This is a genomic window from Paraburkholderia solisilvae (assembly GCF_902859875.1).
GTDB lineage: Bacteria > Pseudomonadota > Gammaproteobacteria > Burkholderiales > Burkholderiaceae > Paraburkholderia > Paraburkholderia solisilvae.
The window spans coordinates 107,177-125,684 of the sequence record NZ_CADIKF010000005.1 but is presented as its reverse complement, the minus strand read 5'-3'; the positions used below and the strand labels follow the sequence as shown (position 1 = coordinate 125,684).

The 18,508-nt window shown below is 64.1% G+C and carries 18 protein-coding genes and 1 pseudogene; 7 read left to right on the top strand and 12 right to left on the bottom strand.

What is annotated here, in order from left to right; all coding sequences use genetic code 11:
* Positions 1–108: 108 nt before the first annotated feature.
* The gene (locus HV675_RS05355; protein WP_175109749.1) at positions 109–1,002 is read right to left on the bottom strand and encodes an amidohydrolase family protein; all 894 of its coding nucleotides are present in this window, start codon (positions 1,000–1,002) and stop codon (positions 109–111) included.
* A gap of 62 nt (positions 1,003–1,064) precedes the next feature.
* Positions 1,065–1,397: an L-rhamnose mutarotase gene (locus HV675_RS05350; protein WP_175109748.1), complete on the bottom strand. Its 333-nt coding sequence runs from the start codon at positions 1,395–1,397 to the stop codon at positions 1,065–1,067.
* 171 nt (positions 1,398–1,568) lie between these two features.
* Here HV675_RS05350 and HV675_RS05345 point away from each other — a divergent pair, with 171 nt between their 5' ends.
* Entirely contained in the window at positions 1,569–2,582 is a 1,014-nt protein-coding gene (locus HV675_RS05345) for a LysR family transcriptional regulator (protein WP_175109747.1), read from the top strand.
* Between the two features lie 22 nt (positions 2,583–2,604).
* On the opposite strand, the gene lra1 is transcribed toward HV675_RS05345, so the two are convergent.
* From lra1 to HV675_RS05320, 5 genes are all read right to left on the bottom strand, one after another.
* Entirely contained in the window at positions 2,605–3,387 is a 783-nt protein-coding gene (lra1, locus tag HV675_RS05340; RefSeq protein WP_175109746.1) for an L-rhamnose 1-dehydrogenase Lra1, read from the bottom strand.
* Positions 3,388–3,446: 59 nt separating this feature from the next.
* On the bottom strand, positions 3,447–4,625 hold the full coding sequence (gene rhmD, locus HV675_RS05335; RefSeq protein WP_175109745.1) for an L-rhamnonate dehydratase: 1,179 nt from the start codon (positions 4,623–4,625) through the stop codon (positions 3,447–3,449).
* Between the two features lie 149 nt (positions 4,626–4,774).
* Entirely contained in the window at positions 4,775–5,527 is a 753-nt protein-coding gene (locus tag HV675_RS05330; protein WP_175109744.1) for an SDR family NAD(P)-dependent oxidoreductase, read from the bottom strand.
* A gap of 591 nt (positions 5,528–6,118) precedes the next feature.
* Positions 6,119–6,343: a hypothetical protein gene (locus HV675_RS05325; protein WP_175109743.1), complete on the bottom strand. Its 225-nt coding sequence runs from the start codon at positions 6,341–6,343 to the stop codon at positions 6,119–6,121.
* A 179-nt stretch (positions 6,344–6,522) separates the two neighbouring features.
* Positions 6,523–7,257, bottom strand: a complete 735-nt coding sequence (locus tag HV675_RS05320) for an SDR family NAD(P)-dependent oxidoreductase (RefSeq protein ID WP_175109742.1) — start codon at positions 7,255–7,257, stop codon at positions 6,523–6,525.
* A gap of 206 nt (positions 7,258–7,463) precedes the next feature.
* Between HV675_RS05320 and HV675_RS05315 the strand changes: the two genes are divergently transcribed.
* Positions 7,464–8,525: a DnaJ C-terminal domain-containing protein gene (locus tag HV675_RS05315; RefSeq protein WP_175109741.1), complete on the top strand. Its 1,062-nt coding sequence runs from the start codon at positions 7,464–7,466 to the stop codon at positions 8,523–8,525.
* A 395-nt stretch (positions 8,526–8,920) separates the two neighbouring features.
* Here the strand turns inward: HV675_RS05315 and HV675_RS05310 are convergent, their stop codons facing one another.
* On the bottom strand, positions 8,921–9,487 hold the full coding sequence (locus HV675_RS05310; RefSeq protein ID WP_175109740.1) for a DUF3280 domain-containing protein: 567 nt from the start codon (positions 9,485–9,487) through the stop codon (positions 8,921–8,923).
* Positions 9,488–9,781: 294 nt separating this feature from the next.
* Here HV675_RS05310 and HV675_RS05305 point away from each other — a divergent pair, with 294 nt between their 5' ends.
* The 4 genes from HV675_RS05305 (at position 9,782) to HV675_RS05290 (ending at position 13,397) form a co-directional block, all read left to right on the top strand.
* Positions 9,782–10,339: an ankyrin repeat domain-containing protein gene (locus tag HV675_RS05305; RefSeq protein WP_175109739.1), complete on the top strand. Its 558-nt coding sequence runs from the start codon at positions 9,782–9,784 to the stop codon at positions 10,337–10,339.
* A 106-nt stretch (positions 10,340–10,445) separates the two neighbouring features.
* A complete protein-coding gene (locus HV675_RS05300; RefSeq protein ID WP_175109738.1) occupies positions 10,446–11,306 on the top strand; it encodes a MurR/RpiR family transcriptional regulator in 861 nt (286 codons plus the stop codon).
* A gap of 148 nt (positions 11,307–11,454) precedes the next feature.
* Positions 11,455–12,801 carry an aspartate aminotransferase family protein gene (locus HV675_RS05295; protein WP_175109737.1) on the top strand — a complete coding sequence of 449 codons (1,347 nt, stop codon included), beginning with the start codon at positions 11,455–11,457 and terminating at the stop codon, positions 12,799–12,801.
* Positions 12,802–12,842: 41 nt separating this feature from the next.
* On the top strand, positions 12,843–13,397 hold the full coding sequence (locus tag HV675_RS05290) for a carboxymuconolactone decarboxylase family protein (RefSeq protein WP_175109736.1): 555 nt from the start codon (positions 12,843–12,845) through the stop codon (positions 13,395–13,397).
* Positions 13,398–13,455: 58 nt separating this feature from the next.
* Here HV675_RS05290 and HV675_RS32385 read toward each other — a convergent pair.
* From HV675_RS32385 to HV675_RS05275, 4 genes and pseudogenes are all read right to left on the bottom strand, one after another.
* Positions 13,456–13,578: pseudogene (locus tag HV675_RS32385) on the bottom strand (amino acid ABC transporter substrate-binding protein); the annotation flags it as partial.
* Positions 13,579–13,589: 11 nt separating this feature from the next.
* Positions 13,590–14,663 carry a DUF6765 family protein gene (locus HV675_RS05285; RefSeq protein WP_175109735.1) on the bottom strand — a complete coding sequence of 358 codons (1,074 nt, stop codon included), beginning with the start codon at positions 14,661–14,663 and terminating at the stop codon, positions 13,590–13,592.
* Between the two features lie 175 nt (positions 14,664–14,838).
* Positions 14,839–15,813, bottom strand: a complete 975-nt coding sequence (locus HV675_RS05280; RefSeq protein ID WP_175109734.1) for an alpha/beta hydrolase — start codon at positions 15,811–15,813, stop codon at positions 14,839–14,841.
* Between the two features lie 276 nt (positions 15,814–16,089).
* Positions 16,090–17,412: a TIGR00366 family protein gene (locus tag HV675_RS05275; protein ID WP_175109733.1), complete on the bottom strand. Its 1,323-nt coding sequence runs from the start codon at positions 17,410–17,412 to the stop codon at positions 16,090–16,092.
* 255 nt (positions 17,413–17,667) lie between these two features.
* Between HV675_RS05275 and cuyB the strand changes: the two genes are divergently transcribed.
* The gene (gene cuyB, locus HV675_RS05270; RefSeq protein ID WP_175109732.1) at positions 17,668–18,417 is read left to right on the top strand and encodes a cysteate racemase; all 750 of its coding nucleotides are present in this window, start codon (positions 17,668–17,670) and stop codon (positions 18,415–18,417) included.
* Positions 18,418–18,508 lie beyond the last annotated feature (91 nt).

The following is an 18,508-nucleotide window of genomic DNA, read 5'->3' as shown; positions in this document are numbered from 1 at the left end:
CGTATGTGCCGCGTTGTTACGGTTGCGCTTGAGATGCGCTTGAGGTCCGCTTGAGTTGCGCCTTTTCGCTGCGCTTTTGCCCGATCACGGGATCTGTTTGGACCGCGTTCAGATGCGATAGAGCCGCTCCGCATTGCGCACGAAAAGCGCCGCTCGCTCCGCGTCGCTCGCACCGCCGACAATCGACGCGTACGCGTTCCACAAATCCGCATACGACCCGAACTGCCGGTCGACCGGGAAATTCGACGCGAACATTGCGCGCTCGACGCCGAACGCATCGATCGCTTCCAGCACGTAAGGCCGCAGGCTCTCGATCGTCCAGCGCTGATCGAACATCGCAAGGCCACTGATCTTCACCGCCACGTTCGCGCAGCCTGCGAGCTTGCGCATGCCGTCGCGCCACGCGCGAAAACCCGCGACGCTGTCGCGATCGACAAACATGCCGGCGTGATTCACGATGAACTGCGTATCCGCATGTTCGCGCGCAAGCGTAGCGGCTTCATCCATCTGCGACGGATACAACTGCATATCGAACGACATCTGGTGGCGCCGCAGCAGCGCAAAGTTTGCGCGCCATGCCGCATCGCGCATCAGATGCCGGCCGATATAGTCGTACAGCTTGTTGTCGTGCACGTTCAGGATCTGCCGCACGCCGCGCGTATTCGCGAAGGCCGCATGACCTTCCAGTATTTGTGCGGCATCCGGCGACGACAGATCGACGCCCGCGACGATCCCGTTCGGCATGCGGCGCGACGCGGGATGATCGGCGATTTCTTGCAGCCAGCGCGTTTCCTCGACCGGATCCGCCGGATCGTGGTTCGCTTCGACATGCACCACTTTCAGTACTTCGATCGGCTGCGCATCGGCAAGCAGATCGGCGAGCAGATAGTCATGCTGCAAGTCGCGCGCGTCGCCGACGAACGACACGCCGGGATTGGCAAGCCACGGATAGTGATGCGTCTTCAGGTCCCACAGGTGAATATGCGGGTCGACCACTTGCATGGAGCGTCCTTTGTCCGTTGAACGTCGTCAGTTCATTTTGCGTCGCGTGTTTCAGCGCTTTTTCAACGCGCTTTTTCAAAATCAGGCAGACGGAATACCCGTGTTAGCGGCTGTTGCAGCGGCGTGTGACCGGCAGCGGTCTGCATGATGTCCGCCATGTAATCCCACCATTTGCGCATCACGTCGAGATGCGGCAGCTGGTCCATCGTGTGATCGCCGGTGCGCGTGAGCACCGCAAAAAGATGTTGCGTCGCCTCATCGTAGAAGATCGAATAGTCGCGCACGCCGGCATGATGCAATGCGTCAACCAGCTCCGGCCAGATCTGCGCGTGGCGGCGTTCGTATTCGTCGCGCATGCCGGGGTTCAGCAGCATCCGGAAAGCGATTGTCTCCATGTCGCGTTGTCTCCCGTTCTGTCTTTCGAGCCGGACGTGGTTTTCATGCCGTGTGCGGCGCTTGCCGGGCACTTTCGCGGTCGCGCGTATGCAGCGACTATAATTCGGGCGTCGATAGCCTCTCAATCCGTTGTTCGGATAGGGCGATACCGAAACCGGATCGCACAGCTCATGAGCCAGAATGCCGCAACCGTTGCCCTGATCAACCGGCTCAAGTTCAAACATCTTGCGCTGCTCGTCGCGCTCGACGACACGCGCAACGTCCATCAGGCCGCCGACGCGATCAACGTTGCGCAGCCGAGCGCGAGCCGCATGCTCGGCGACATCGAGGAAGCGCTCGGCTTTCTGCTGTTCGAGCGCAATGCGCGCGGCATGCAGCCGACGCCGCTTGGCGTCGTCACGCTCGCGTACGCGCGCCGCGCGCTGGCCGAACTCACGCGCTTCGCCGCCGACCTCGACGTGAAGCGCAAAGGCGGTCACGGGCAGCTGACGGTCGGCGCCATCATGGGCGCCGCGCCCGATCTGCTCGCAATGGCGGTCGCGTCGCTGAAGACCGAGCGGCCGCTGCTCAACGTCTGCATCCTCGGCGAAACCAGCGACCAGGTCGTGCAACTGCTGCACCGCCGCGAAATCGACCTCGCGCTCGGCCGTCTGACAAATCCGCTGCAGCACAACGATTTCAGCTTCGAGCCGCTCGCGCGCGAGACGCTGCTGCTTATCGTGCGCGCGGTGCATCCGCTCGCGCGGCGCACCGCGTTGACGCTGCCGGAGCTGATCGACTGGCCATGGGTGGCCCAACCGATCACGAGTCCGGCGCGCGTGCTGTTCGAAGAAGAGCTCGCACGCGCGGGGCTCACGACGCCCGCCAACCTGACCGAATGCGCATCGATCTTCGCGACCCTGCAACTGCTCGAAAACTACGACGCGGTCGCGATGCTGCCCGAATCGGTGGTGCGCGATCACGTGCGCGGCAAGCTGCTGGTCGCGCTGCCGGTCGAAATCGGCAAGAGCCTCGCGGGCTTCGGCATTCTCACGCGCAAGGAAGAGGCGCTGGCCGAGCCGGCTGAACGCTTCATCGAATTGCTGCGTCAGCATTCGCTCACGCTAAAACGCGATACGCCGGCGGCGACGGCTGGCGCAGCCGGCGGCGCGGCGCCGGCCGACCGCGTGACGCCCGCGCACTGAACGCCGCCGCGTCGGCCGCGCGTCATTGCAGGTTCACGAACAGACCGCCGTCGACCAGCAACGCCGCGCCCGTCACATAGCGCGCGCGGTCCGACGCAAGAAACACCACGCAATCGGCAACGTCGTCGGGACGTCCGAGCCGCCCGAGCGGAATGCGCTTTTCGAAGTACGCTTTCTTTTCTTCGTCCGCGAGATCGTCCGCATTCAGGTCCGTTGCAATCGTGCCGGGCATCACCGAATTGCAACGAATGCCGTACGGCCCGAGTGCGATCGCGCACGATTGCATCAGCGAATGAACGCCGGCCTTGGTCGGCGTGTAGTGCGTCTGCATGCCGCCGCCCACCAGCGCGCTGATCGAGCTCGTCGCGACGATCGCGCCGCCCGCGCCTTGCGCCTTCATCTGCTGCGCGGCGGCTTGCGTCACATAGAACGCGCCGTTCAGGTTCACCGCGACCGTCGTTTCGAGCACATCGGCCGGCATATCGAGAAACGCGTGGAACGGGCAAATACCCGCGTTGCTTGCCAGCACATCGACCTTGCCGAACGCTTCGACTGTGCGGCGCACGAGCTCCGGCCCAGTGGCCCGCTCCGCGACGTTGCCTTCGACCGCGATCACGCGGCGGCCGAGCGCTTCGATTTCGTCGACGACCTCCGCAACCGCCGAGCGGCGCCCATACGATGCGTCGTTGTCGCCCCAGTAATTGATCGCGACGTCCGCGCCTTCTGTCGCGCAGGCAACCGCAATCGCGCGGCCGATGCCGCGCGAGCCGCCCGTCACGATCACCGACTTGTCTTTCAGCAGCACTGCCGTCTCCTTCGTTTTTCTGGCTTGGCAATCCATGCGCGCTGTTCAGTGCACGCCTTCTAGTGCTCGTAGGGCCGCACGAGCGCGCATTCCGGATTCAACCGCACGCCGAAGCCCGGTGTGTCCGGCACTTTCAACCGGCCGTTGACGGGCACCGGCTCGTCGAGCAGCAACGGTGTGAACATCGGCACCACCTGATCGGCTTTCGGCGCCATCATCAGGAACTCGGAGAACGGCGAGTTGTGCCGCGTCACGACGAAGTGATAGCTGTACACCGACGATCCGTGCGGCACCACCAGCACGTTATGCGCATCGGCCAATGCCGAAATCTTGATCAGTTCGGTGATGCCGCCGCACCAGCCGACATCCGGCTGGATCAGATCGCAGCACTCCATCTCGAGCAGCATCCGGAACCCCCAGCGCGTCGCTTCGTGTTCGCCGGTGGACACCATCATGCCGCGCGGAACGTTGCGGCGCAGTTCGGCGTAACCCCAGTAGTCATCGGGCGGCAATGCTTCCTCGATCCATTTGAGCCCGTATTCGTGCGCTGCTTTCGCGAACTTCGTCGCATACGTGACGTCGAGACTCATCCAGCAGTCGTACATCAGCCAGAAGTCGTCGCCGACGCGGCTGCGCATGTCGGCGAGGCGCTCGATGTTCTGCTTCAGGCCCGCCTCGCCTTCCGCGGGGCCATGCTGCAACGGCAGCTTGCCGCCGATAAAGCCCATGTCTTTCGCGAGGTCCGGCCGCGCGCCGGTCGCGTAGAACATCAGCTCGTCGCGCACCGGGCCGCCCAATAACTGGTACACGGGCTCCTTGCGCACTTTCGCGAGCAGATCCCACAACGCGAGATCGACGCCGGAAATCGTGTTGAGCACGACGCCCTTGCGGCCGTAGTACAGCGTCGAGAAGTACATCTGATCCCACATCTTCTCGATGTCGGTCACGAGTTGCCCTTCGAGAAAGCGCGCGAGATGCCGCTCGACGATAAACGCGCCGATCTCGCCGCCGGTCGTCACCGCGAAGCCGACGGTGCCGTCGCTCGCCTCGATCTCGACGACCAGCGTGCCGAGCACGTTGATGCCGAACGACTGGCGGCTTTGCCGATACTCGGGGTAGCGCGCCATCGGCGTCGCAATGTGGTCGTCGATCCAGTGGCCGCCGGGTTGATCGTGATAGTCCGCGCCGCCGCCGCGGACGACAAAGGCACGCACGTGCCGGATGGTGGGCATCGTCATGATGAAAGACTCCGTTGTGTTGTGCGGGTTCTCCGGGGTATCCCGGCCGTCCTGGTTGTGCGCGCAACCGTCAGGCATGCACGGACGTGCGTGCGTGCGGAACGGACGCGCCTGAGCGCGAAACCGGTCGACGGGTTCGCTCGAACCGGTCAGTAAGTCGCGCGTCCGCCGGACAGATCGAATACCGCGCCGGTGCTGAACGCGCAGTCTTCCGACGACAGCCAGAGGATCATCGACGCCGCTTCCTCGGGCAGCAGGAAACGGTTCATCGGAATCTTCGACAGCATGTAGTCGATATGCTCCTGCTTCATCGAATCGAAGATCTCGGTCTTCGCCGCGGCCGGCGTCACCGCATTGACGAGAATGTTCTTCGTCGCGAGTTCCTTGCCGAGCGATTTGGTGAGGCCGATCAAGCCCGCCTTCGATGCGCTGTAGTGCGACGCGTTCGGGTTGCCTTCCTTGCCCGCCACCGATGCGATGTTCACGATGCGGCCGTAGTTCTGTCTGATCATCAGCGGCACGATCGCCCGGCACGTCAGGTAAGGGCCGATCAGGTTCACGTCGATGACGCGGCGCCACATGTCCGGCGCCAGTTCCCAGGTCGTGCCGTTGCCGCCGGTGATGCCCGCGCAGTTGATCAGCACATGAATCGCGCCATGTGCGGCGACGGTTGCATCGACCGCGTTGCCGATCGACGCCTCGTCGGTCAATTCGACGGTGGCGGCCGACACGGCGCCCAGTTCGGCGAGTTCATTGCGACTGCGTTCGAGCCGTTCGGTATCGATATCCCACAGCGCGACTTGCGCGCCCGAACGCAGTGCGCGTTGCGCAACCGCGTAGCCGATGCCGCGCGCACCGCCGGTGATGACGACGACGCGGCCCTCCAGATCGATCTGATTCATCGTTGCGCTCCTGTGCGGCGCGCGGGCTGCGCACGCCGTCATCGTTATGGGCCGGCTTTCTTGACTGCTGTTTGTCTGCTGCTGGCCGGCTTATTGTCGGTTTCGGGTCCGGTCAATATAAAGCGGCACGTGATGCGGGAACAATCCGCGTATTGGATGGGGTGATAGCAAAAGTGGATCGCGGCGGCGGACCGCGGCATCACGACCGCATGTCGGTCAGTGCAAGCGATTGGTTGAAGGTCGAGCAGATGCTGTTTGACGGCGGCATGGCCAATCGGCGTGCGCTATCGAGCGAATGGATAGCGGCGCATGGAAGCGCAGGCCATACGCGAGCGCACCCTGCTTCGGGGGTATTGAGTGTGGGTTTATACCGAACGGGGGTTTGTCGCGAACTTGTCCGCGTTGAGCTATTTTGGCTTCGGCGCGGATAGGTGGTTCGCATCGAGCGAACCCGGGGCGCGGAAGCGCGGCAATCGTACGCAGGTTGAATCCAGCCGCCGCAAGTGGAATTTTAGGGGTGTGCCTTCAACACGCACCACACGGCATCTGCTCACGTGCATGCCGGCGCGGCATACACGTGAGCGTGAAAAATCAGTGCGCGCTGCGTGCGCCGCGCGTCAACGCCTCGAACAACTGCTCCGCCTCGGTCAATTCCTCGAGCGCCCGCTCGAGACGCGACACCGCATCGGAGTGGCTGATCGGCATCTCCCCTTCAGTTTCTCCGCGCACCAACCGGAACGCCTGCTCGACGTCTCGCGTCGCGCGCATATAACGCGCCGCCGCACTCGATTCGCGCGAATTGGACATGGCTGCCATGATGGTTCTCCGTCTGCCTGCCTATGGAACAGACACCAGGTTACCAGGGCGGCCAGGGGCTGTCCAGGAACATCTGCACGGTGTTGTAAACAGTCACACTATCCGCAACGCGCAGGTGTGCGACACGCATCAGCGGCACTCACGCAGACCTCGCAAAACCTCGCGAGATCGCGCGGGAGTTAGCTGCTCATGTACCAGCCGCCGTTCACGTTGATCGTCTGGCCGTTCATATAGCCATTGCTCGCGAGCAGCACCGCGACATCCGCGATTTCGTCGACCGTGCCGAGACGGCCAACCGGAATCACTTCCCTTTTGATGTTCGGATTGCCCGTCACCATATCCGTTTCGATCAACGCGGGCGCGATCGCATTCGACGTCACGCCGGTCTTCGCAAGCAGCGTCGCATAGCTATGCGCGAGTCCGATCATTCCCGCTTTCGACGCCGCATAGTGCGGACCGATCACCCCACCCAATTGCGCGGCGACCGACGACAGCATGATCAGCCGTCCCCACCCGCGCGACACCATGTCAGGCGCCACTTCCTGCGACGCGAGAAAGGCCGATGTGAGGTTCGTCGAGATCGTCTCGTTCCAATCGTCAACGCTCAACTGCTGCCACGGTTTTGCATAACCGATGCCCGCGTTGTTCACCAGCACATCGATCTTGCCGAATGCCGCACGCGCGGCGTCGGCCATCTTTCTGATGCCGGCCGCGTCGCGCATGTCGACCTGAATCGCGATGGCCCGCGCGCCGCCCGCTTCGATCTGCCCGACCGTTTCGCGTGCCGCCGCGGCCGCATCCTTGTAGGTCAGCGCAACCGCCATGCCGCATTGCGCATAAGCCAGCGCGATAGCCTTGCCGATACCGCGGCTCCCGCCCGTAATGAGCGCAACCTTTCCTGCCAGATCCTTCATGACAAGCCTCCTGACTTCGACTCTCCACTCTCCGACTGCCGGTGACAGCCGCGCATGCGGACTGCTTTTCCGGATGAATCCGGTTGAGAAAGCCGCCGCGAGTCGGAGTTCCCCGCGTTCGCGCCGCAGCGCGCGAGCAATTTTGTCAACGGCGCATTCGCATCACTTGATAGACTGGCGGCCTGGCAAAACGATGGAAAGAACGCGTGAGCATCGGGGAATACTACAAGCGGCTGGAACTGCCTGAAACCGCATCACCGGAAGAGATCAAGCGAGCGTATCGACGCCTGAGAGCGAAATACCATCCCGACCGCAACAAGGGCCGCGAATCAAACGTCGAGCCCATGTTCAAGCGGATTCAGGAAGCCTTCGAAGTGCTCACCGGCGCGCGCGCACCGGCCCCGCATGCCCGGCCCGCCGCGCCGGAAACCAGGCGCGACGCGAACGCGCGCGCACCGCAAGCGCCTCGCGCGGACGAACGCGACATGCGCAATCCATGGTCCTCGGCCCACCCGTGGCAAGCGTATCGGTCCGGCGAAGAAGGACCGCCGATGCGCGGCGCGAACCGGCACGACAAACTCTACGTACCGCTCGACGTGGCGCTGAACGGCGGCGAGGCGCCGACCAGTTACCAGATAACCGCGCCCTGCCGGCAGTGCCGCGGCATGAGCGCGCGCTTCAACGCGGGACCCTGCCCGGACTGCGCGGGACTGGGCAAAACCGCCCAGGGCGCGCGTTGCGGCAGTTGCGCGGGCACCGGCCGTTCAAACGTGAATCGCTGTCCGGCATGCCAGAACACCGGCGTCGACAGCCACTGGAAAACCGATCAGGTCACGGTGCCCGCCGGCGCCTGGGACGGCCAGCAACTGACGCTGACCGGCGGCGGCTTCCCCGGTTCGAATGGCGGCGGCGCCGGCGATGCGATCCTGTCGGTCGTCATCCTGTGCGGCTCCGAGATTCAGCGCGATGGACTCAATCTGGCGAGCGAACTGAAAATCGACTTCGTGACCGCGACACTTGGCGGTCCGTACGAAACGCATCTGCTCGGCCGCAATTTGAGCGTCGCCGTGCCGCCGAATTCCGCGCAAGGCAGCGTCATCCGTCTGCCCGCGCACGGGCTGTCCGACGCGTCAGGCAATCGGGGGGAACTCCGGCTTCATGTCGTACTCGCGATGCCGGCTGCCGTCACCCATCTGACCGACGCACAGCGTGCCCAGCTCAAGCAGATGTTCGACGATGCGGCGCGCCGCGGCGACGATTCGCAATAGACCGGCGCTACGGCAAGCCGCGTCTTTTTATTTTCGGATAGATCCGTTTCCTTTAGAAGGGAGCGGCCACTTGGGCGGGCCTCATACCCCATACCCGCTTGACGCGACCTGAGTGCACCCTGTCAATGCCCAGCGCAAAGCCATAACGCGAACCCGGGCGTCAATCTGATCGTAGCGTTTTTCGATGGCACGATCGAGCATCGAAAAAACGCGCATCGAATGCTTTCGCGACGGCAGACACATCGATACCTGCACGGGCGGCGTCGGGTGATGCCCGGCAAATGGCGGGCGCTTGCGGCGCGTTCCGGTGAGGTGGTCGATTCCGATACGGGTAGGTATTTTCGATAGCGCGTGGCTGCGTGGCTATGTGCGTGCGTGACGTTCAATGCGCAATGTCAGTGCGTGACGTCGCCGTCCGCAGCGAGCAGATCGATCAATGCGGTCGCGCCACGCTGCCATGAGCGGTCGGTATTGCCGCGGATATCCACGGAACGCTGGAACACGGTCCGCCCGCTCGCGACCTCCTCGACCCGCAGATTGATGTTGAGGATCAGATTGCTCACCTTCTGCACCCAGCACACGCCCACGCGCTCGACACCCAGCTTGCGGCCGATTTCGAGTTCACAGCCGTTGCATGCATTGAGATTCTGCGATGCGGCCAGTGAGGAGATCAGCGCGCCTGCCGGCGCATTGTCCGCGACGCGGTACAGCGCACGTTCACGCAACTGGCCGCGCAATTCACCGCTGACCATGCGCACGCGCGCGAGGTCCTGCTGCGTGGTGGCCGCGTCGTTGTATGCGGCGTTATCGTCGATCAGTGTGCAATCGATCAGCGCAAGCGACTTCGCCGGCGCGGCGGCCTGAGCCGCACTCAACGCAAACCACATCGCAATGCCGAGCATCCACGCGGCGCTGAGCGCGAGCACGTATGCGGCAGAGTGTTGGCTGTTCGATGCCGCCATGATGGTTGTCCTCGCAAGGAATGGGCGTTCGCGGCTGGCGTTGACACGCAGGTTGCAGGTTGCAGGTTGCCGCACCGGTCACGGGCCACGGGGCACCAGTCACTAATCACCAGTCACGGATTGCCGGTCGCGCACCACGAATCGCGAGTCGAGAACCGGGAACCGCACCACACAGCCCCAAGCGCCGCCATCATACGCCGCAAGACGTTCCGCGCTATGCTTGGCGAACCCGCCGCGCGGGCCGATGCCCTAGCGGTAAACCGGCGCAGCCGCCCTATCACGAGGAGTCCCGCGATGACCGACACCCAGAAACCGACGCAAGCGCAAGAACCCTCCGACGATATCGATCCGCAGCTGCTCGAGCTGGCACACGAGGTGTTCGAGCTCGCGAGGCGCGGCGACGCCACGATGCTTGCGGCGGTAATCGAAAAAGGCGTGCCGCCGAACCTGCGCAACGACAAGGGCGATACCCTCGTGATGCTCGCGGCTTATCACGGCCATGAAGATGCGGTGCGCACGCTGCTCGAGCAAGGCGCGGACCCGAACCTGCGCAACAACAATGGCCAGACGCCGCTTGCGGGCGCCGCGTTCAAGGGCTTCAAACCGATCATCGAGATTCTGCTCGATCATGGCGCGGACGTCGAAGGCGCATCGCCGGATGGCCGCACCGCACTGATGGTGGCCGCGATGTTCAATCGCACCGAGATTGTCGACCTGCTGATCGCGCGCGGCGCGAATCCGCAAGCGCGCGATGCAGGCGGCAACTCGGCCGCCGATGCCGCCGCGCGCATGGGCGCCGCCGACACCACGGCGCAACTCGCGGCGCAACGCACAGCGAAACCGCGCGACTGACGCTGCGCCGCGCGGCGACACGTCCGGCGGCCGGCTTCGCCGCCTGGCCGGACAACACTTTGCTCGTGGTTAAATAACGCCGGCGCAGCCAACCACGAGACCCCCGGTGACCCAGACCTTCGACGAACTCGCGGCAACGATCCGCGAGAGGTTTCCTGAATTGAGCCCGCAGTTTCAGCTTGCGGCGGCATTCCTGCTCGACAATCCCGACGAAGTCGCCGTGCTGTCGATGCGCAAGGTCGCCGAACGTGCGAGCGTGCAGCCGGCCGCGATGGTGCGTCTTGCGCAATACCTCGGTTTTCCGGGCTGGAATGAGTTGCGCGAAATTTTCGTCGGACGCGTGCGGACCCGGCCCGAACCGCTGACCGCGAAAGCGCGTTCCCTCGTGAAAGGCGGCTCCGGCAGCCGGCTGACGCAGGAGCTCGCGCTCGCGCAGGCACACAATCTCGACACCACCGTCGCACACAACACGAGGCTCGTCGAGCAAGCCGCGAAACTGATTCGCCGCGCGCCGCACGTGCACGTCGCGGGCTTTCGCTCGTGCTTTCCGGTTGCGTTCGGGATGGTCTACGGATACCGGCTCTTCCGCTCGTCGGTCAGCCTGATTTCGGCGGAAGCCGGCACGCTGGAAATGCAGTTGCGCGCCATCGACAAGCGCCACGCGACAGTGGTGATCAGCTTCGCGCCTTATTCGGCCGAAGCGGCGCGCGTCGCCGACGCCGCGGTGCGACAGGGCTCGCGCCTGATCGCGCTGACCGACAGCGCGGTATCGCCGATCGCGCTGAATGCGGACCACACGCTGATTTTCTCGCACGAGACACCCTCCTTCTTTCCGTCGCTGGTCGCCGCGTCCGCGCTCGCCGAGATGCTGGTCGCGCATCTGCTCGCGCTAGAAGGCAAGGAAGCGCTTTCACAACTTGAAGAAGCAGAAGCCGCGTTGCATGCGGGCGGCGCTTACTCCACATAAAAGCCCTGCCGTGCCGCGCACGAATCGGCACTCGCGCCAGATTGCCCCGCCTTCCCCCATCTCCACGCGCCTTCCCTTATTGACAACATTTGTTGTTGACGATGTATAATTTGACATCGTATGTTTCAGACGATCAGGAGGCGGGAAAATGACCAGCGTTTTCCATCGCGCGCCGCGCGCCACATTGCCGGTCGCGGTAGCCGGCGACGGCATCGAGATCATCGATTCGCAAGGCAAGCGTTATATCGATGCATGCGGCGGCGCCGCCGTTTCGTGCCTTGGGCACAGCAACCCGCGCGTGATCGACGCCATCCGGCGCCAGCTCGAGCAACTGCCGTACGCGCATACGTCGTTCTTCACCACCGAAGCCGCCGAGCAACTGGCCGGGCGTCTCGTCGCTGAGGCGCCGCCCGGCTTGAGCCATGTCTATTTCGTGTCCGGCGGTTCCGAGGCGATTGAAGCGGCGCTGAAGCTCGCGCGCCAGTATTTCGTCGAGAAGGGTCAGCCGCAACGGCGCCATTTCATTGCGCGGCGCCAGAGCTATCACGGCAATACGCTCGGCGCGCTGGCGATCGGCGGCAATGCATGGCGCCGCGAGCCGTTCCTGCCGATCCTGATCGAAGCGCACCATGTGAGCCCGTGTTTCGCGTATCGCGAACAGCACGCCGGCGAAACCGACGAAGCGTACGCGCAGCGTCTGGCCGACGAACTCGAAGCGAAGATTGTCGAACTCGGGCCGGATACGGTCGCGGCCTTCGTTGCCGAAACGGTGGTGGGTGCGACGGCGGGCGCCGTGCCGCCGGTGCGCGAATACTTCCGCAAAATCCGCGCCGTATGCGACAAATACGGCGTGTTGCTGATTCTCGACGAGATCATGTCCGGCATGGGCCGCACCGGCTATCTGTTCGCATGTGAAGAAGACGGCGTCGCGCCGGACCTGCTGACCATTGCGAAAGGCCTCGGAGCCGGCTATCAGCCGATCGGCGCAACGCTCGTCAGCGACGCAATCTACCGGACCATCGTCGGCGGCTCGGGCTTTTTTCAGCACGGGCACACTTATATCGGCCACGCGGTGGCCTGCGCGGCCGCCCTCGAGGTACAAAAGGTGATTGCCGACGAGCGGCTGCTCGATAACGTGCAGGCACGCGGCGAGCAGTTGCGCGCGCTGCTGCGCGAGCGCTATGCGAACCATCCGTCGATCGGCGACGTGCGCGGCCGCGGGCTGTTCGTCGGCGTCGAACTCGTGCAGGATCGCGCGACCAGAGCGACCTTCGATCCGAACCACAAGCTACATGCGCTGATCAGACGCGAAGCGATGCAACGCGGCCTGATGGTGTATCCGATGGGCGGCACCGTCGACGGCAAGCGCGGCGATCATGTACTGCTTGCGCCGCCGTTTATCTGCACCGAGCAACAGATTGCGACGATCGTCGAGAGGCTTGGCGGCGCGATCGATGCGGCGCTGACGACGATCGGCGCGGCAGTCGCGCGCTAGCGCGATGCGCGGCAACGCACCCTACTCACCTGAAAACCACCATGAGCCCAAGACTTCCGGATTTCCAACCCGCCGCAGCCACCGGCGAACAGAAAGCCGTTCTCGATGAGATTCTGAGCGGCCCGCGCGGCAACCTGAATGGCCCGTTCCTCGGCTGGATCTTCAGCCCTCAGCTCGCGCAACACGCGCAGCGCCTCGGCGCGTTCTGCCGCTACCAGACCGGTCTGCCACTGCGTCTGTCGGAACTGGCGATTCTCGTCACCGCGTCGCGCTGGCAAGCGCAAGCCGAGTGGTATATCCACTATCCGATTGCGCTGCAGGCGGGCCTTCCCGCGGACCTCGCCGAAGCGATCCGGGTCGGCGCCGAACCTGCATTCGTCGATACGGACGACCATCTCATCTATCGCTTCGCAACCGAACTGTACGAGACGAAACGCGTGTCCGATGCGACCTACAGGCAGGCCGTCGACCGCTTCGGTCATACCGTGGTCGTCAATCTGGTCGGCCTGCTCGGCTATTACGCGCTGGTTGCGATGACGCTCAACGTGTTCGATATGCGCGCCGAAGGTCAACAGTCGTTGCCGTTCCCGGAATAAGCGCCGGCGCAAAAAGCGATGCGCGCCGCCAGCTCAACGCGCGCGTCGTGGTTCATCGCTTGATGCCGGAATCCTTACGCGTCAGCAGCCGTGTGGTCGCGACGAAAAACGGTTCGGAGCACGCGACCTGATTTTGCCGCGCCGTCAGATTCGTCGTGCCCCCGCATTCAAGGTCGACCGACGGACATCCGCTTATGCAAGCCGCAGCCCGCTGGCCGGCAGAATCTCCTGCACCACCACGAAGCGGTGTTCCTTCACCGCGTCGTGAAACTTGCGATAGTCGCTCGTTTCGAAGCCCGGCGTCCATTGCGGGAAATCGTCGCCGTCGTCGGCAACCTTGATGCCGGTCGCGAGATGCTTCCATGAACCCACGCCCTTGGCGATGTAGTCTGGAATACGCTCCTTGATGCCCGGTATCGATCCCGCGGCGACCGCATCGCGAATCACGTCGAGCCGCTTTAGTTCGTCCATGTTGATATTGTTCGCGAGCAACTGCTGCAGCGCCGTCTTCGCGGCGGCCGGCAAGCCCGGCTGGTCGACGAAATCGTCCGTCTTCGCGACCCACGCCTGCACGACGCGGCAAGCCATGTCCGCGGCCTCGGTGAATTGCGGCAGGTTGTCCCGATGCACCGGCTCGCCCTTGCCATTCACGTAGTGCCATTTCGCCCAGGGCAGGTCGGGGTACGTCAATGCGGCGCCGTGCCCGAGCGGCAGCGCGCGCGCCACCACGTCCGATTGCAGCCGGTCCAGCAGATGCGCGGTGAAACGCTCGAGGCGTTCGAGCCAGTCTTCGCGCGTGCAATCGTCCGCTTCGAGGTACGACACCTTGTTGTAGTCGGATTCGATGCCCGAGAAGCCCTGATGCGCCCACGTATCGACATATGTATGCAGCGTCACGCCGAGCCGATGCAGCGCGTTGTCCGCGTCGCGGCGCGCCAGCGCATGCCTGACGAGATTGCGTGCGACCTCGCTGTCGGGTCTGCAGATCGCGCGTTGCTCCAGCGTCTCGCCGATGCCCGCGGGCAGAAAATGAAACGGCGTCCAGACAAGCCGGTTCAGGTCGTCCTGCACATTTTCATAGTCGAACAGCTTGTGCGCGGACGCGAAGCGTTCAAACTGCGCGCCGCCGTCGAACTTCAGGAGTCCCGGTGTCGTCGCGTCGTCGATGTACTGGCATGCATGCGCGACTGTTTGCGCGTCTTGCGCGGACAGGCCGCCGAGCCGCGCGGCGATATAGACCACCCCGTAGTGGAAATCGATATTCATGAAGTCTCCTGTCGTTTTTCGCAAACCATCGCTGATATGCCGTTCAGGCATCGCCCGGAATACACCGGCCGTGCCCGACGCACGTCCCTCATCGGGAAATCGAATCAGCTATGCCTGCTTTTTAACGAGAAGAGTCTTCGTCAGTCAATTAATCAGAATTTTTTATGACAGAACGTCATGACAGCGCGCCGCGCAGCGCCGCTGCGGACCGTTCGATCAGCGCCTTGCCCGCATCGAGTGCGCCGGCCATCGACGCGAAGCCGTGCACCATGCCTTGCCAGCAGACATGTTCGACCTTGACGCGCGCGCCGCGCAGTTTGGCCGCGTACTCGTTGCCTTCGTCGCACAGCGGGTCGTGGTCGGCGGTGACGATCAGCGCCGGCGCAAGGCCGGACAGGTCCTGCGCAAAGAGCGGCGAGACCTCGGGCGATGCACGGTCGATTTCCGGCGGCAGCCACGCGTCGTAGCGCTCCTTCATATCGTGACGGTCGACCAGATACGCCGACGTGCCGAATGACTGCCAGGACGGGCGCGACATCGTCGCGTCGGTGTTCGGATAGAGCAGAAGTTGCAAACGCAACGACAGGCCCTCGCGTTTCGCGCGTTGCGCGACATGCGCGGCCAGCAGCCCGCCCGCGCTGTCGCCGCCCACCGCGAGACGCGCGGCGTCCACCTTCACGTCGGCCGCGTGATCGGCCAGCCATTGCAATGCCGCCCACGCGTCGTCCGTCGCCGCCGGATACGGATGCTCAGGGGCGAGCCGGTAATCGACCGCGACGACGACGCACCCTGCGCGATTCGCAAGCGCGCGCATCAACACGTCGTGACTGTCGAGGTTGCCGGCAACGAAGCCGCCGCCGTGATAGTAGACGAGCGCCGGTGCGGGTTCGGCAGCCGCACCGTCCAAGTGATCGCCGCGCGGATCGTAAATACGCACTGGAATCGGACCGCCTCGTCCCGGCAGCGTTCGATCGGCTACGCTCGCGACGGCTTCCGGCGTGCCTCGCAATGGGGTCGGGCGGGCGATGCGCGCACGCATGGCGGCAAGCCGTTCGAGCCACGTTGCGGGGGGCGCAGCAGTGGACTGTAAAGCAGCCTGCCGCCGCATTTCCTCGAGCATGGCCACTACTTGCGGGTCCAGTTCCTTCATCTGTATGCCTTCCGTCACGGGATTGGTCGATGTCTCCCTAACGTTTGGGCCAGTGCAATATTCCGCGTCGCGGCCGTGAGTCGACTGGGCAGTTGCCTGACCCGCCGTTCCGCTCACGCGAAAGAACTGCGCGGCCGACGTGCCGCGCATGCCATCGCCGGCGGAAAGCCCAACCAGCAGTGGTGAACACGCTGATCGATACGCCTGCCCGCACGAGTCTGCTCACGCGGGACTTCGTCTATCACGTCGCATACACGCGCGAATAATTGGCAGATCTTAGAACAGGTACATCCCGGCGACGAATATGACGCCCGAGAACAGCAGCGCGGTCACGCAATAGCCCATGATGTCGCGTACGCCGAGCCCGGCAATCGCGAGCGCGGGCAGCGCCCAGAACGGCTGCGCCATATTGGTCCACGCTTCGCCGTACGCAATCGCCATGGCCGACTTGCCGAGATCCGCGCCGAGCGCCTGCGCGGCCGGCATCACGAACGGCCCCTGCACGACCCAGTGGCCGCCGCCGCTCGGCACCGCGAAATTGATTACCGCGGAGCTCAGGAACGCAAGCAGCGGGAACGTGTGCACGTTCGCGATATCGACGAACCATTTCGTAATCACGCCGGCCAGACCCGAGTGATCCATCAGCGCCTGAATGCCCGCATAGAACGGGAACTGGATCATGATGCCGGAGGCGCCGCGCGCCGCCGCGGCCACTGCGCGCGCATAGGCCATCGGCGTCTTGTGCAGCAGCATGCCGGTCGCGAGGAACGCGAGGTTCACCGTATCGATGTCGAGCGTGAAGCCCTTCGTCACCGTGCGCACGACGAGATACCCATAGCAGACCAGGGCGACCAGCATCGCGAGCAGGCGGCTTTCTTCGAGGCGTTCAGCAAGCGTCGCATTGGCGGGCAGCTTGCGTTCGACGCTCGGCGGCTCCTCGAGCAGCGCCGGGTCCACCGCCACCACGTCCTGCGGCTTCGGCATCATCAGGCGCGCGAGAATCGGCAGCATCACGATCAGGCCGAACGTGATGAACGCGTTATAGCCGGTGAAAATCGTATGCGACACCGGAATCAGGCCGATGGTCTTTTCCATCGGATTGCCTTTGGTCGCCGCGACCAGCGGTATCGAGCCGGACAGGCCGCCGTGCCACGTGAGAAAGCCCATGTACGCGCACGCGACGAGCAGCCGGTAGTCGGTGCCGCGCACGCGCCGCGCGACTTCACGCGAGAGCATCGCGCCGAGCACGAGCCCGAAACCCCAGTTGATCGCGCACGCGACCGCGCCGACGAACGCGACCAGCATCACGGCCTGGCCCGGCGTGCGCGCCGAGTTCGCGAGCGCGACCAGCACCCGTTTGACCGGGCCGGAACTCGCCAGCGCGTGCCCGGTGACGAGAATCATCGCCATCTGCATCGAGAACGCGAGCAGATTCCAGAAGCCCGCGCCCCACAGCGAAATCAGCTCGGCGGGCGGCTTCGGCGTGAGGCCGAACGCGAGCGCGAAGGTCGCGATGGTCAGGAAAATCGCGAAAATCAGGGGGTCGGGAAGCACGCGGTGCACGACCTGCGTGAAAAACTGCGAGATGCGCTGAATCAACTGTCTACTCCTTGTCGCGTATTGGTTGGTATATGGCTGGCTGCTGCGCCGATGGCCGGGCGACCTTTCGTTTTTATTCATCGCGCCGCCGGCAAGGGCAGAATTTTTGCATAAAACGGCCGCGCGCGTGGCGGGACGTATGCAATTCGCAAGCCTTGCACCGCTGCCAAACATCGCTGCCGCAAAAGATTCTGGAAGATTACGGCCCTGAAAACTATCATCGACGGCATCACACTTCGGCTATCGGGTATCGTCATGGCGAACGGCGCACCACCGGCAACTCTCGTGATCGGCGTACTGGGCGGCATGGGCCCGCAAGCGACCGCCGACTTTCTCGCGAAGTTGACTGCCGCGACGCCGGCCGAATGCGAGCAGGACCATCTGCGCGTGCATATCGATTCGAACCCGAAGGTGCCCGACCGCAGCACAGCGCTTACCCGTGGCGGCGAATCGCCAGGCCCCGTGCTCGCCGCGATGGCCGCCGGCCTCGAACGCGCGGGCGCCGATTTTCTCGTGATGCCGTGCAACACCGCGCACGCGTACGAGGCCGAGATTCGCGCGGCAGTTGGCGTGCCGTTCGTCAGCATGATCGACGAGACCTGCGCCGCCTGCGAGCTCACCTTTCCGGATGCGCAGCGTTTCGGGCTGCTAGCGACCAGCGGCTGCGTCGAAGCCCGTCTCTATCAAAGCGCTTTCGCGCGCGCCGGCCGCGCGACGATCGTCCTTGCGCCGGCGGATCAGGAGCGCCTGACGGCGCTGCTGTATCGAATCAAACTCGGCGATCGATCGCACACGGTACACGACGCAATGCGCGCGTTCGGCGAAACGCTGATCGACGCCGGGGCGGACGCGGTCGTGGCGGCCTGCTCCGAAGTGCCGCTCGTTCTCGGCGACGGCGAGCTCTCACGGCCGTTGCTCGACGCGACCCTCCAGCTCGCGCGGCGCTGCGTGCGTTACGCGTACGGATGCGAACCCTTGCCTGCGGTCTGTCTGTCAGCTACGTGACAGCCAGCGCCCGCATCCCACGCTGCGGTGCATCGTCGCCGCAGGCGGCGCAATGAATTTTGGTCGACGAAGATACGCATGCCGCACGCGA

Bases quoted from the DNA above. Each gene is read 5' to 3' on its own strand.
- HV675_RS05345 (WP_175109747.1), top strand. From the start codon at position 1,569: ATGAGCCAGAATGCCGCAACCGTTGCCCTGATCAACCGGCTCAAGTTC.
- HV675_RS05290 (WP_175109736.1), top strand. From the start codon at position 12,843: ATGAGCCCAAGACTTCCGGATTTCCAACCCGCCGCAGCCACCGGCGAA.
- rhmD (WP_175109745.1), bottom strand. From the start codon at position 4,625: ATGACGATGCCCACCATCCGGCACGTGCGTGCCTTTGTCGTCCGCGGC.
- HV675_RS05295 (WP_175109737.1), top strand. From the start codon at position 11,455: ATGACCAGCGTTTTCCATCGCGCGCCGCGCGCCACATTGCCGGTCGCG.
- HV675_RS05355 (WP_175109749.1), bottom strand. From the start codon at position 1,002: ATGCAAGTGGTCGACCCGCATATTCACCTGTGGGACCTGAAGACGCAT.
- cuyB (WP_175109732.1), top strand. From the start codon at position 17,668: ATGGCGAACGGCGCACCACCGGCAACTCTCGTGATCGGCGTACTGGGC.
- HV675_RS05280 (WP_175109734.1), bottom strand. From the start codon at position 15,813: ATGAAGGAACTGGACCCGCAAGTAGTGGCCATGCTCGAGGAAATGCGG.
- HV675_RS05330 (WP_175109744.1), bottom strand. From the start codon at position 5,527: ATGAATCAGATCGATCTGGAGGGCCGCGTCGTCGTCATCACCGGCGGT.
- HV675_RS05285 (WP_175109735.1), bottom strand. From the start codon at position 14,663: ATGAATATCGATTTCCACTACGGGGTGGTCTATATCGCCGCGCGGCTC.
- HV675_RS05305 (WP_175109739.1), top strand. From the start codon at position 9,782: ATGACCGACACCCAGAAACCGACGCAAGCGCAAGAACCCTCCGACGAT.
- HV675_RS05350 (WP_175109748.1), bottom strand. From the start codon at position 1,397: ATGGAGACAATCGCTTTCCGGATGCTGCTGAACCCCGGCATGCGCGAC.
- HV675_RS05320 (WP_175109742.1), bottom strand. From the start codon at position 7,257: ATGAAGGATCTGGCAGGAAAGGTTGCGCTCATTACGGGCGGGAGCCGC.
- HV675_RS05325 (WP_175109743.1), bottom strand. From the start codon at position 6,343: ATGGCAGCCATGTCCAATTCGCGCGAATCGAGTGCGGCGGCGCGTTAT.
- HV675_RS05310 (WP_175109740.1), bottom strand. From the start codon at position 9,487: ATGGCGGCATCGAACAGCCAACACTCTGCCGCATACGTGCTCGCGCTC.